The organism is Pseudoalteromonas sp. PS5 (assembly GCF_004103255.1).
GTDB lineage: Bacteria > Pseudomonadota > Gammaproteobacteria > Enterobacterales > Alteromonadaceae > Pseudoalteromonas > Pseudoalteromonas peptidolytica.
On record NZ_RCSQ01000046.1, the window covers coordinates 1 to 12298 of the forward strand.

General features: G+C 43.2%; 11 protein-coding genes. 7 read left to right on the forward strand and 4 right to left on the reverse strand.

The features are described 5' to 3' along the window. Window positions 1-262: 262 nt before the first annotated feature. The 3 genes from D9603_RS06315 (at window position 263) to D9603_RS06325 (ending at window position 4489) form a co-directional block, all read left to right on the forward strand. Window positions 263-1207 carry a porin gene (locus D9603_RS06315; RefSeq protein ID WP_128730683.1) on the forward strand — a complete coding sequence of 315 codons (945 nt, stop codon included), beginning with the start codon at window positions 263-265 and terminating at the stop codon, window positions 1205-1207. Between the two features lie 12 nt (window positions 1208-1219). Beyond that, window positions 1220-2668, forward strand: coding sequence for an SLC13 family permease (locus D9603_RS06320; protein WP_125253455.1), 1449 nt, complete (start codon window positions 1220-1222; stop codon window positions 2666-2668). A gap of 420 nt (window positions 2669-3088) precedes the next feature. Further along, window positions 3089-4489 (forward strand): aldehyde dehydrogenase family protein, encoded by a 1401-nt coding sequence (locus D9603_RS06325; protein ID WP_128730684.1) that lies wholly within the window; start codon window positions 3089-3091, stop codon window positions 4487-4489. Window positions 4490-4583: 94 nt separating this feature from the next. Here D9603_RS06325 and D9603_RS06330 read toward each other — a convergent pair whose 3' ends face one another. Further along, window positions 4584-5309, reverse strand: a complete 726-nt coding sequence (locus tag D9603_RS06330) for a tetratricopeptide repeat protein (protein WP_125253504.1) — start codon at window positions 5307-5309, stop codon at window positions 4584-4586. 137 nt (window positions 5310-5446) lie between these two features. Here D9603_RS06330 and D9603_RS06335 point away from each other — a divergent pair, with 137 nt between their 5' ends. After that, window positions 5447-6232 (forward strand): DUF6279 family lipoprotein, encoded by a 786-nt coding sequence (locus D9603_RS06335; protein WP_128730685.1) that lies wholly within the window; start codon window positions 5447-5449, stop codon window positions 6230-6232. Between the two features lie 4 nt (window positions 6233-6236). Here D9603_RS06335 and D9603_RS06340 read toward each other — a convergent pair whose 3' ends face one another. From D9603_RS06340 to D9603_RS06350, 3 genes are read right to left on the reverse strand one after another with little or no spacing between them, the layout of a single operon-like run. Continuing rightward, the gene (locus D9603_RS06340) at window positions 6237-6878 is read right to left on the reverse strand and encodes a flavin reductase family protein (RefSeq protein ID WP_128730686.1); all 642 of its coding nucleotides are present in this window, start codon (window positions 6876-6878) and stop codon (window positions 6237-6239) included. A 7-nt stretch (window positions 6879-6885) separates the two neighbouring features. After that, complete coding sequence (locus D9603_RS06345; protein ID WP_128730687.1) at window positions 6886-7611, reverse strand: SDR family NAD(P)-dependent oxidoreductase; 726 nt, start codon at window positions 7609-7611, stop codon at window positions 6886-6888. After that, window positions 7601-7993 (reverse strand): DUF393 domain-containing protein, encoded by a 393-nt coding sequence (locus tag D9603_RS06350; RefSeq protein ID WP_128730688.1) that lies wholly within the window; start codon window positions 7991-7993, stop codon window positions 7601-7603. The genes D9603_RS06345 and D9603_RS06350 overlap by 11 nt, the downstream gene beginning before the upstream one ends. Window positions 7994-8118: 125 nt before the next feature. On the opposite strand from D9603_RS06350, the gene ppc reads away from it, so the two are divergent. From ppc to cdd, 3 genes are all read left to right on the forward strand, one after another. Next, window positions 8119-10752 carry a phosphoenolpyruvate carboxylase gene (ppc, locus tag D9603_RS06355; protein ID WP_128730689.1) on the forward strand — a complete coding sequence of 878 codons (2634 nt, stop codon included), beginning with the start codon at window positions 8119-8121 and terminating at the stop codon, window positions 10750-10752. A 217-nt stretch (window positions 10753-10969) separates the two neighbouring features. After that, window positions 10970-11338, forward strand: a complete 369-nt coding sequence (locus D9603_RS06360; RefSeq protein ID WP_125253462.1) for a hypothetical protein — start codon at window positions 10970-10972, stop codon at window positions 11336-11338. 43 nt (window positions 11339-11381) lie between these two features. Next, on the forward strand, window positions 11382-12248 hold the full coding sequence (gene cdd / locus D9603_RS06365) for a cytidine deaminase (protein WP_128730690.1): 867 nt from the start codon (window positions 11382-11384) through the stop codon (window positions 12246-12248). The last annotated feature ends 50 nt before the right edge of the window (window positions 12249-12298 follow it).

Below are 12298 nucleotides of genomic sequence, written 5' to 3' on the forward strand. Positions count from 1 at the left end.
CTTAATTAAGCAAATTGGTATGACTTTGCAAAAATGGAGGAGACCCATATATGAACTTCGGATAATTAAAAGGTCTGTGAGCTTGCACGAGTGTGGGTGAAGTTAGTGACAAACATAAAGGTTGCGTGTGTGGAAAACCGCACACTATGTATCAATTAGTTGTAGTGAATTTTTATATCTTCATGATTCTAAATTAAAAAATAATGCTGGTCTCAGAATTGCGTTACACCGAGTGACAACAATCAAAAAAATGAGATAAGCAATGACGGCAAGTAAATTTATCGTGGCTGTGTTAGCCACATCAGCGACCGCCAGTGTGATGGCAGCAGACTATCGTATTTACGGCAAAGCAGAAGTCCAAATCGCAAATACGGATAAAGGGGTCATGCGATACACTAAAGCTGGGACGCAAATTGATGCACCGTTTTCAAGAATTGGGGTAAAGGGCGAGCATACGTTAGCAAGTGACCTAAAACTTGTTTATAAATATGAAGTGCAGGTAAAGGGCTTTGAACATGACGACACAACAGAGCCATTTTCTGCTAGAAACACCTATCTTGGCCTTGCTGGACAATTTGGCACTGTGCTAATTGGTCGCAATGATACCCGCTTTAAGTTTAGTGAAGGTAAAGTTGATCAGTTTAATGAAACACAAAGTGATATCGCCCAAGTCCTTGCTGGACAAGATAGAGTTGGAGACTCAATTACATACACTTCGCCAAATTGGAATAATATGTCGTTCTCTCTCACTTATACTCCAAAAGATGATGCGAGTAATGAACAAGCAGGGTTTGCTGCGACAGCAATTTATGGCGATCGAGCATTAAAAAATAAACAGTATTATATAGCGCTCAGTCATACAGACAGTATCGGCAACTTGCTAGCTACGCGCATTGCTCTGGCTTACAAGTGGCAAAAGTTACAACTTGGTGCCATTATCCAAGACAGTGAAAATCTGGCAAAAGATAAATCAGGCAAGGGCTATGTGGTGAGTGCCAGTTATCAGCTAAGCGATCATTGGCGTCCTAAATTACAGTTTGCCCGAGACACCAGCGGATTACGCCATGACGAAGATGCAACGCAATGGAGTTTGGGAACAGACTATCTCTTTGATAAGCAAACTAACTTGTATGCAATGGCAACACGGCTCGACCTTGATACAGAAGATGATACGAGTATAGCGCTTGGATTGAAGTACAGATTTTAAAGAGATCCGATCATGACAGTTGAAAGTACAAAAAACAAAAGGTCGCAATTATTTTTGTGGTTAGGTCCTATCGTTATGTTGATAGCGTGTTTAACCGAGCCACCAGCAGGTATGTCCATTGAAGCGTGGCGAACCGCAGGGCTAACATTTTGGTTAGCGTCGTGGTGGATAACGGAAGCTGTCCCTATCCCTGCGGCTTCTTTGTTGCCTTTAGTGGTCTCTCCCTTGGCCGGAATAACTTCAATGAAAAGTGCTGCAGCTCCTTTTGCACACCCTTTAATTTACTTGTTCTTGGGCGGTTTTCTTATCTCTATCGCGATGGAAAAGTGGGGGCTACACAAGCGTATTGCACTCAACACCATGTTAGTCGCGGGCAGCAAACCTAGCACTCAAATTTTGGCGATGATGGCCGTCACAGCTTTTTTATCCATGTGGATGTCTAACACAGCAACGGCAGTGATGATGTTACCAATTGCGCTCTCTGTTATTCACCTAGTGAGAGAGCAAGGTGGTGACAGTCAAAGCTTTGCTAAAGCGTTACTTTTATCTATTGCTTATGGTGCCAGTATCGGTGGAATTGCAACGCTCATTGGCACACCGCCAAACGCTCTAATGGCAGCATATTTGTCGGATAGCTATCAAATAGAAATTGGTTTTGCCACATGGATGATGATAGGTGTGCCGCTATCAATCGTGATGTTAGCATTTGCTTGGTTTTGGCTAACAAAAGTGACTTATAAGGTAGACCAAGAAGCGGTAAGTATTGATACCAAGTCTCTATTTACCAGTCAGCTAGCAGCGCTAGGTAACATGTCTAGGGCTGAAAAAGGTGTATTTGCCATATTTGTGCTTGCAGCGCTTAGTTGGGTTTTTAGGCCGCTTATTGGTGATTTTACTGGTTTAAAACTATCTGACACTGGTATCGCAATTGCAGCTGCATTACTGCTTTTTGTGTTACCGGCAAAAGCAAATAGTGATGAGCGCCTACTTGATTGGGAAAGCGCAGCAAAAGTACCTTGGGGAATCTTATTACTTTTTGGTGGTGGATTGTCATTGGCCGCGCAAATTAAGTCATCAGGCCTTGCTGACTACATTGCTAACCTGTTGGCTGGCGCGGATGCAATAGGGCTGGTACTGAGCGTGTTAGTGGTTGCGGCGTTGATCACGTTTTTAACGGAAATTACCAGTAATACTGCGACAGCGGCCGGGTTTTTACCTTTGCTTGGTCCCGTCGCAGAGTCGATAACAGGCTCGCCCTTAGTTTGGGTGGTGCCCGCTGCTATTGCTGCAAGCTGCGCATTTATGATGCCTGTAGCAACTCCACCAAATGCCATCGTATTTGGGTCAGGGCAGATAAGAATAAAAGATATGATCCGAGCTGGGTTCGTGTTGAACTTGGTGGCGATATGTTTAATTACGTTTGTAACCTTGACTTTAGCGAGCGCCATACTAGGGTTTTAAAGTTGCCATTCTCCACAGGCTGTGTCCATCGAAGGGCAACTCGGTCATACGCAGCCTGTCTCAACGAGTATAAAACCAATCTTCTAACCCATTTTTTCTAGTTAACCCACCGTTTACTGTTGAATCGCTCTTAGGGGTTATCCAAAATGTTATACCAATTATCTTAATTAAGTGGTTTATTTTGAGGCTAGAAAATCTTGCCCATAACCCCGCTACCGCGTTCTGCTATAGCCAAGGTACCTAGCTCCGTGTAGGCAAGGCAAAAATTTTGCTATTTAGTTGTTCTAAATAAGAAATTTTTAACGCTGTTAGCGTCAAATTTACTCCTTCTAATTGAGCAAGTATTAAGTCTAATTGGTATTAATAGACCCTAGGTTTGTTCCTTGCTATATTCGAGTCGAGTGATAGTAGGATCTTACAATGATTGAAGACAATACCAGTAATTTAATTGCCACGTTTACACAGCTAAAAAGTCAGTTTCATCAAGAGCCTTATCCGGCTATTGAGAAGCGATTGCGTTTACTGCGTGATGTGAAAAGCAGAATGTTAAAACTTCAAGCGCAGTTTGTTGCTGCCGCAGACAAGGACTTTGGCAAAAGAAGTCGGTTTGACACACTTATTGCTGATATTATGCCGTGTGTTAATGCAATTGACTACATAAGTAAACACCTGCCCCGCTGGAGTAGAAGCAAGCGTCGATTTGCAGGTATACAGTGGCTACCCAGTCGCGCTGGTATTGATATTGTGCCCAAGGGAGTAATAGGGGTGATAGCGCCATGGAATTACCCGATCCAGCTTGCGATAGTTCCTGTTATCACAGCACTCGCTGCTGGCAATAAAGCAATGCTTAAACTCAGTGAGTTTACACCAGCAGTCAATAAAGTGATCCGTACATTATTTGATGGGCTAGATAATGAGGTCTGTGTGATAGAGGGAGGCCCTGATATTGCCGCTATGTTCACTGAACAGCCATTTGATCACTTGCTTTTTACTGGATCAACTGAGGTCGGCAAAAAAGTAATGGCAGCAGCAGCGAAAAATCTGACTCCGGTGACCTTAGAACTCGGTGGAAAATCTCCAGTCATTGTGTTGGATGATGCCGATATTGATACAGCTGCAATGAGTATCTTAATGGGGAAATTGTCTAATTCCGGACAGATCTGCGTCGCACCTGACTATGTGCTGGTTCATCATGAACAGTTTGATGCACTGGTTGCAGCATTAAAACGTCACTATAAGAAGTCCTATCAGCCTAAAGTTGGCCTCAAAAATCAAACAGCCATCATTAATGAAAGGCAGTTTCAGCGCTTAAACACCATCATTAGCGATGCTAAAGACAAGGGGGCTAATGTATGGCAGGCAGAGCCGTCTCAAGATAACCGGCAATTACCACTACATATTGTCACTGAGGTCGACAAGTCTATGCGGGTGCTGCAAGAAGAGTTGTTTGGGCCCGTTTTACCGATTTTAAAGGTAGCCAACCTACAAGGTGCGATTGCATATATCAGAGAAGATACAACCCCGCTTGCAAGCTACCTATTTACGCAGTCATCAGATGCGATTAATAAGGCCTCTCGGGAGTTAGCTGCGGGTGCGCTTGCTATTAATGAAACGGTTATTCACGTTGCAGTAGAGTCATTACCATTTGGTGGGTTAGGGCATTCTGGAATGGGGCAGTACCATGGCGAAGAAGGGTTTTATACTTTTAGTCACAAGAAGTCGGTGTTGCACTCTAAAAACACCAAATGGCGCAATAAGATGCTGCTCGGTCATTCTAAGTTGTTAACCAAGCCCTTAGAGTGGTTATATTTGCGAAAATAATAATAAATACGGGGCGCTGAAATGCGCAGACCGCTTAGTAGCGATGCACTGGCCTAGCTTCCTAAAGCCAGTTTACCGCTACAACTGTGCTAAATTACTTAGTTCTTGTTTCAGCTACATATTTACCGGCTTGAATACGCTCGTAAATACTATTGGCAAGCTCCGTTGCTTGCTCTATTTGTGAAGGTGAAAGCTGTTTCTCATCAAGGAGGCGACTTTTTGTTGCTTCTGCATAACCATTGAACTCTGCTAAGGTGTTCCAAACATAGGAGCGCTCAATACTCTTTTCAACACCTAACCCCTGGAAGTACATCAAAGCTAAATTGAACATGGCTAAGGTATAGTTGTTTGCTGCGGCTTTTTCGTACCAGTTTAGAGCCTGACGGTAGCTTTGCGTCACGCCATCTCCGTTAGCATACATAAGTGCAACGTTAAATTGTGCTGCGGGCATGTTTTTGTTTGCCGCTCGTTTCATTAATTCAACGTACTTTGAACGATCTTTTTTTACACCGCGACCTTCATCATACATCACTGCCAGAGCAAACATTGCATCGGCTTCCCCAAGTTTTACGGCTTGTTGAAATAACTCAGCAGCTTTGCGCTGGTTTTTGATAACGCCATAGCCACCTTCATACATTACACCTAATTGATAAATACCTGGGGCATAATTCATTTCTGCTAAATAGTTGAATTCTTGTAGCGCTTCCTCAAATCTACCGGCATTAAGCGCATCAATACCTTCCTCTAATCCTGCGTTTGCAAATGGCGCTTGGCTAAGTAATGCCAACACGACACATGCCTTGGAAATTTTGCCTAACATCATAGATCTCCTTTAGGTAGCTATGCTTATTGTATTGTTTGTTATTCTAATCCCAGAAACAAGGATTTACAAAATTCAAATCTAAAATGCGATTGCTTACGTTAATATAAAATAATAAAAAAGAGCAGGGTAGTGGAATGAAAAAGGGCGTGCTATTGATTTTCTGTGTCACCATTTTGGTTGGTTGTAGCCAACGTTTGGCGTACAACAACCTTGGGTGGCTTGCGAGCTATTATATATCAGACTTTGTGGATCTCACCGCTCAACAAGAAGACCAACTAGAGTCTGATGTTGAAGCCTTGGTCAATTGGCATAGACAATCAGAATTACCCAAGTATCAGTCTCAAGTTCAATCACTTATCAACAATTGGCAGGAGATGACAGAAGCGGATGTAGTGGCAATGTTCGATACCACACGTCACTACTGGTACTCTGTTGTCGCTCAAGTGTTTCCAAAGTTAGTGCATCATTTAAACACGTTAAATCGGCAACAAAAGGAGGTGCTCATCACTAATTTGGAGACTCAGTTGCTAAAGGATGAGTGGCAAGACGGAGATCAGTATCGCCGATATGAGCGTTGGCTTGGTAAGCTGAATAACGTTCAAAGAGCGATAATAAATGAGCATTACCAGCAAGGAGAATTTGCACGGCAAGTGTGGCGCGCTCATCAACAGCGCCGCTTCAACCAATTTAAGCAAGCGCTAATGCTCAGTAATGACGAGCACCTATCTACGGACTTATTTCAAAAAGCGATTGTTACTGAACCACAGCAGCTGCCTGCACGCATCGTTGAAATACAAAATAGAAGAATAGCTGCGACCGCATCTTTAGCAATACGGCTAAAAGCGACAATGAGCGATAAACAAGAGGCGGATTTTGAGGAAGAACTCCGCGATTTGCTGGAGCTATTAAAGGGTTTGTAACGCCTTAACCTAATTTTTTAATGCGCGTCGGCTGGTGTGCTTTGGCATACTCAAGTCTATTTAAGCGTTTGGTTGTGTGATAACCGTCTAAGCTTGAAATTGCAACGCTCTCTAGTGCTTCAATATCAACATAGCCGTCTGGCTGTAGTGCAGTTTCATCGACATGCAAAGAGATTATCTCTCCTATGACCAACTCGGTATCATTGAGTTTTATGCGTTGATGATCTCTTAGTTCGAGTGCGTATTTTAGACGGCTTTCACCGACGAAAGGAGCAGAGAAACCGTTTAAATATTCAGCAGTAAGCCCTGTTTGCTCAAATTCAGACTCGTCCTTACCATACCGAGCTGAAGTTTGATGAGCTGCGGTATAAATCTGTGCATTTACTTGGTTAATAGTATAAGTCTTGGTTTCTAATATGTTTTCAAGAGTGTGCCTTGGAACACTATGGGGGCGAAATATAACCCCAACTAACGGCGGACACGCACCGAGGTGAAACACAGAGCTAACAATAGACAGGTTTTCTTGTCCTGCACTATCCACTGTACCAATTAGGTTTGCGCTTTTAAAGCCAGAGAGAGAGTTTACCAACAACGCCCGGTAACGCTGTTCAAGATTGTTGATGTCTTCGTTTGAAAAGTGTTTCATTATTTATCTACCAATCGATTAGTTTGTTTTGCCAGTCTACATAACTTACTGTGCCATCAACTTTTTGACTTGCAATAATATCAGTGAGTTGTGCTGCTACGAATGTGGGACTAAACAGCTTGTGACTAGGTACATTAGCTTGAAAAGGTTTAGATAGCGGAGTATCGGTTGTGCCAGGGTGAAACAGTACCAGCTTGATGTTTTTTGCTCGCCTTGCAAGTTCCACTGCAGCGGACTTAAACATCATATTTAAGGCGGCTTTAGAGCTGCGATAGCTATACCAACCGCCAAGTTGATTGTCACTGATGCTACCAACTCGGGCGGATAATGCTGTTACCACGCATGAATGTTTACCTTTCAAGGCTGGGAGCAGGGCTTGCAACCACAACATAGGCAGCATTGTATTTATGTTAAACAGCATCATGCTGTAATCGAGGTCTATTTCCTCCAGCTTTTTTTCTGGTAGCTTGCCATCTTCTCTGTGCAGCACTCCGTTAAAGATTGTAACGCCTACAATAGTGAGGTTGAGCTCTTTTATAGATTTACCGACTTGAGAAATTTGACTTGGTGAATAATCGCATTGAAAGTGAGCCGCTATATTTTGGTCATGACCACTAGGTTTTTTTGAGATGCTAATCACTTTTAGGTCAGGGTTGCGATTGGCCTGCTCGGTGATAAAAGCCTTGGCAATCTCTGAACTGGCGCCAATCACCATAATCGCCTTATCTGTCACCGTCACACTTCCCTTTTTGATTAACACTACATTGATTTGGCATTAGTAAATTCGAAATTTTCATTCTATGGGCTGCAAAGAATAGATAAAATTTGTCCGCGATAAGCTTCACGCCAGGCAGGCGAAGTAACCCTAGCCAGCGATGCTTGCCTACTGCCCTCCATACGCCTACAGTGACGTCTAGCCCGAGAATAAGCTGGCCTTGATTGTCATAAGCATGGAGTTTGGTCATAGCGGCTTGTTTGCTAATTTCGGGGAAGTCGTGTTCAAAGCGCAGGCTATGAATGTTTACTAGATCTAGTTTATTTGCCTTGTCTGCACTTTTTAACGCGTCCATTTCTTTCATACATAGTGGACAGTTACCATCATAAAATACAATCATTCCCAAACCGTATTAACGTGATTCTTTGTCATTTTTTTACGTTATTGTCTTGAAAATAGATCGTTCGCAATTAAAAAAATTCTCGGTATAGTGAAGTTCGAGTATCTTTTCATCAAGGAGATTGTATGACAGAGCAATACGCAAGCCTACGCAGTAACGTAAGCCTTCTAGGCCAGATGTTAGGACAGATAATTCAACAAGCACAAGGGCAAGAGACGTTAGACAAAGTTGAAGAAATCAGGCATTTGGCAAAATCCTCCAGAAGTGGGAACGAGTCAGATAGGCTGGTGTTAATCGAAACGTTACGCAGTTTAAGTGACGAGGCTTTATTGCCTGTTGCCCGTTCATTCAATCACTTTCTAAACCTTGCAAATGTTGCTGAGCAATTTCACACCATCTCAAAATCGGGGGCGCCAGACGGCGTGATGGGTGAAATAGACCGCACACTCGACGAGTTACAAAGCAAAGTAGAAGCAGGTGAGTTGACTTTAAATGAAGTCGCTGACGTGATCAGCAAACTTAAAATTGATTTAGTGTTAACAGCGCACCCGACAGAAGTGACTCGACGAACCATAATCAACAAACATGTGGAGCTAAGCGAGTGTTTAAAGCTGTTGGAAAACATCTCAGGTGAAGACCCTGTTTACGATGAAGTACTTGATCGCATTGAACAGTTAATTTCTCAGGCATGGCATACCAGTGATATTCGAGAGAAGCGACCGACACCTCTGGATGAGGCAAAGTGGGGTTTTGCGGTTATTGAAAATAGCCTGTGGGAGGCAGTACCGAAGTTTGTTCGCTATTTTAATACGCAAGTTAAAACACGATTAAATTTACAATTACCTGCACACTTTAGCCCAATTCAACTGACTTCTTGGATGGGAGGTGACAGAGACGGAAACCCATTTGTTACCTCACATGTTACTCAGTCTGTACTAGACCATGGTCGTTGGATGGCATTGGATTTATACCGTCGAGACTTACAAACGCTTGGGGCTGAGCTGTCGATGCGTCACGCGTCAGCACCTTTCAGTGAACGTGCCAATGGTAGTCACGAGCCTTATCGCTATGTGCTCAAACAGCTGCGGGCCGATGTAGAAGAAACTATTGCGGCGCTAGAGTATAAGATCAAAGGTATGCCTTCTCAGTACCAAGATAAAATAAAAGAAGTGGTTCAAATCAGAGAGCCACTTGAAGCCTGTTATCAGTCTTTGGTTGCCTGCCGCATGAGTAATATTGCTGATGGATTACTATTAGATGTATTGAGACGAATAGACTGTTTTGGTGTGTCCTTGTGTAAATTGGATATACGTCAAGACTCGGCAAGGCACACTGAGGTATTTTCTGAGCTCACGCGTTATCTCGGGTTGGGCGATTATGCGCAGTGGCAAGAGGAAGATAAACAGGCCTTCTTGCTTACAGAGCTGAGCTCCAGACGGCCGTTACTACCGCGTCACTGGCAACCGAGTGCAAATGTCCAAGAAGTACTAGAAACATTTGAAGTTATCGCCCAGCAAGATAGCAGAGCTTTGGGTATTTATATTATTTCAATGGCACAAAGTGCATCTGACATACTCGCGGTGCATCTATTATTACAAGAAAGTGGCTGCCAATTTGATTTGCCTGTTGCCCCATTATTTGAAACCTTAGATGATTTAAATAACGCACAAACAGTCATTTCCGGTTTGTTTGATAACACCTGGTATAAAGGAACTATTGGCGTAAAACAGTATGTAATGATTGGCTACTCCGATTCAGCAAAAGATGCGGGTATGATGGCTGCTGGCTGGGCACAGTATGAGGCTATGGAGCAGCTGGTTACGTTGGCTGATACAAAAGGTATTGAACTGGTTTTATTCCACGGTCGGGGTGGTACGATTGGTCGCGGCGGTGCTCCAGCTGCTCAAGCGTTACGCTCACAACCACCAGGCTCGTTAAAAAGTGGATTACGAGTCACCGAACAGGGTGAAATGATCCGCTTTAAATTCGGTTTACCGAAAGTGGCGATGCAAAGTCTCTCTATCTATACCAGTGCAATTCTTCAAAGTAACTTATTACCTCCTCCAAAACCCGAGCCTACTTGGGTTGAAGTAATGCGCACAATCAGTGAGGCCTCTTGTCATAAGTATCGACAAGTAGTTCGGGAAACGCCTGAGTTTGTTCCTTACTTTAGAATGGCTACGCCAGAGCAAGAACTATCTAAGTTACCGCTCGGTTCAAGGCCATCCAAGCGTAACCCACAAGGCGGGGTTGAAAGCTTAAGAGCGATACCGTGGATTTTCGCTTGGAGCCAAAACCGCCTGATGCTACCTGCATGGTTAGGCGCTAAGGAAGGGCTCGAGGCTGCAATTGAAGCGTTTGGCAAAGACACCTTGCAGCAAATGAGTGCGAAGTGGCCGTTTTTTAGAACACGCCTTGAGATGCTAGAGATGGTATTTTGTAAAGCAGACCTTTGGTTGAGCGAAATGTACGATACCAGTCTTGTCAGCGCTGAATATAAAGGTCTTGGTGATGAACTAAGAGAAAATTTACAACAAGCAATCGAGCTTATTAGAGGGCTTGCGCCTGAGTCTTCATTACTATCGCAGCAGCCTTGGATTAAAGAGTCAATAGCACTTAGAAACCCTTATACTGATCCGCTGAATCTATTGCAGGTGGAGCTTCTTAAACGTGTGAGAGAAGACACAAATCATGACCTAGAGCTCGCCTTAATGATAACGATGACGGGAATAGCTGCTGGAATGCGAAATACTGGTTGATGTGCCATGTGGGATAATTCATTCACACGGTAATTAACATTTGTATTGATCATATTAAAAAAACCAATCCTAATGGGTTGGTTTTTCCATTTTGTTTAGTTTTTTAATCTTATATTTGTTGACAGTAATTCTCATTGAGCTATAAAATGTGCGGCTGGTTCAACCAGTTATTATATTTGTTTTAGTCAAGAATAGTTCGGTGATAGGTTTTCGAAACATGCACAAAATTTCTACTAGCGTCACATTCGATGAGTGTCATGATTTAATTATGATGAAGGTCAGAGGTGTTGCTACTGCAAATGATGTTGTCAGCGCGTATGAAAAAGCTAATTTGTACGCTAAAAAGCATAATAGTAGTAAAGTCCTAGTAGATGTGAGCGAGCTGGAACACCGTTTTGCGGCTATTGATATTGTCAATATTATGCCAAAAGTTGTACATCATATTGGTAATCTGCATATCGCACGAGTAGTGGGTTTTGAAGGCTACATGCACGACTTATTCTTACAAAAAGTAAAACGCTTTAATATCAGCGCCGAGAATTTTGAATGCTTTAAATCTGCAAGAGAATGGTTGAGTCGACTCTAACTCTTGCGTAAACTATCCTGCCATAGATAAACATGACAACAATATGGCAAAACAAGAACTATCTCTAAAAAACGCGTTGAAGCAAGATGCCATAGCTAAACGCGGAATATTCAGTTATGACCTTTTAACTACCTACAAAACACGCTTTCAATTGTCGGAGTCTGAACTGGAAGCGGTGTTACTTGAAGTTGCAGCAGAATTTGCAACGCCTCCTATTTCAGACTTTTATGTTGGTGCTATTGCTTGGGACGATAAGTCCGGCCAAGCGTTTTTAGGCGCCAACCTTGAGTTTTCTCATCAAGCTCTCTCTTTGGTGGTGCATGCTGAGCAAGCTGCAATCAACAATGCGTGGCTAAATGGGGCGGCAGAAATTTCAAGAATGACAATCAATGCTGCACCTTGTGGCTTTTGTCGTCAGTTCATGAATGAATTAAACACAGCTAAAGAACTTGATATTTTATTGCCTTCGGGCAAAACAACGCTCAATGCGTTGCTGCCGACTTCATTTGGTCCCGACGACTTAGACAACCAAGAAAAACTGTTTGCACAGCATCCACACAGCGAAGCAGTTTTGGGTCTTCCTGCAACGGTAAGTGACAAGTTGTATCAACACTATCTTGCTTCTTATTGCCCTTACACAAAAAATCGCAGTGCGGTGGAAATAACGTTAGCAACCGGAGAGCGCTTTTTTGGCCGGTACGCTGAAAATGCAGCTTATAATCCAAGTTTGTCGCCGCTACAGAGCGCATTAAGTCAGTTGGCAATGTCAGGAAGAACGTTGTTGGACGCTGATGTGGAGTCAATTACACTTGTGGAAAAACGCGGCAAAGCGAACCAGCACGCGGTGAGTTTAGCTGTGCTCAGTGCCTATGACGCGCAAAATCTATTAAGGCATGTAGAGATTGAGTAACTACTCAATCTCTATAATTCTCGAGCCTTAGCAGCGAAGATCGGCTTGAA

Excerpts from the sequence above, each read along its gene's own strand:
- D9603_RS06315 (WP_128730683.1), top strand. The coding sequence starts at position 263 with ATGACGGCAAGTAAATTTATCGTGGCTGTGTTAGCCACATCAGCGACC.
- D9603_RS06325 (WP_128730684.1), top strand. The coding sequence starts at position 3,089 with ATGATTGAAGACAATACCAGTAATTTAATTGCCACGTTTACACAGCTA.
- D9603_RS06320 (WP_125253455.1), top strand. The coding sequence starts at position 1,220 with ATGACAGTTGAAAGTACAAAAAACAAAAGGTCGCAATTATTTTTGTGG.
- D9603_RS06360 (WP_125253462.1), top strand. The coding sequence starts at position 10,970 with ATGCACAAAATTTCTACTAGCGTCACATTCGATGAGTGTCATGATTTA.
- D9603_RS06340 (WP_128730686.1), bottom strand. The coding sequence starts at position 6,878 with ATGAAACACTTTTCAAACGAAGACATCAACAATCTTGAACAGCGTTAC.
- D9603_RS06335 (WP_128730685.1), top strand. The coding sequence starts at position 5,447 with ATGAAAAAGGGCGTGCTATTGATTTTCTGTGTCACCATTTTGGTTGGT.
- D9603_RS06350 (WP_128730688.1), bottom strand. The coding sequence starts at position 7,993 with ATGATTGTATTTTATGATGGTAACTGTCCACTATGTATGAAAGAAATG.
- cdd (WP_128730690.1), top strand. The coding sequence starts at position 11,382 with ATGGCAAAACAAGAACTATCTCTAAAAAACGCGTTGAAGCAAGATGCC.
- ppc (WP_128730689.1), top strand. The coding sequence starts at position 8,119 with ATGACAGAGCAATACGCAAGCCTACGCAGTAACGTAAGCCTTCTAGGC.
- D9603_RS06330 (WP_125253504.1), bottom strand. The coding sequence starts at position 5,309 with ATGTTAGGCAAAATTTCCAAGGCATGTGTCGTGTTGGCATTACTTAGC.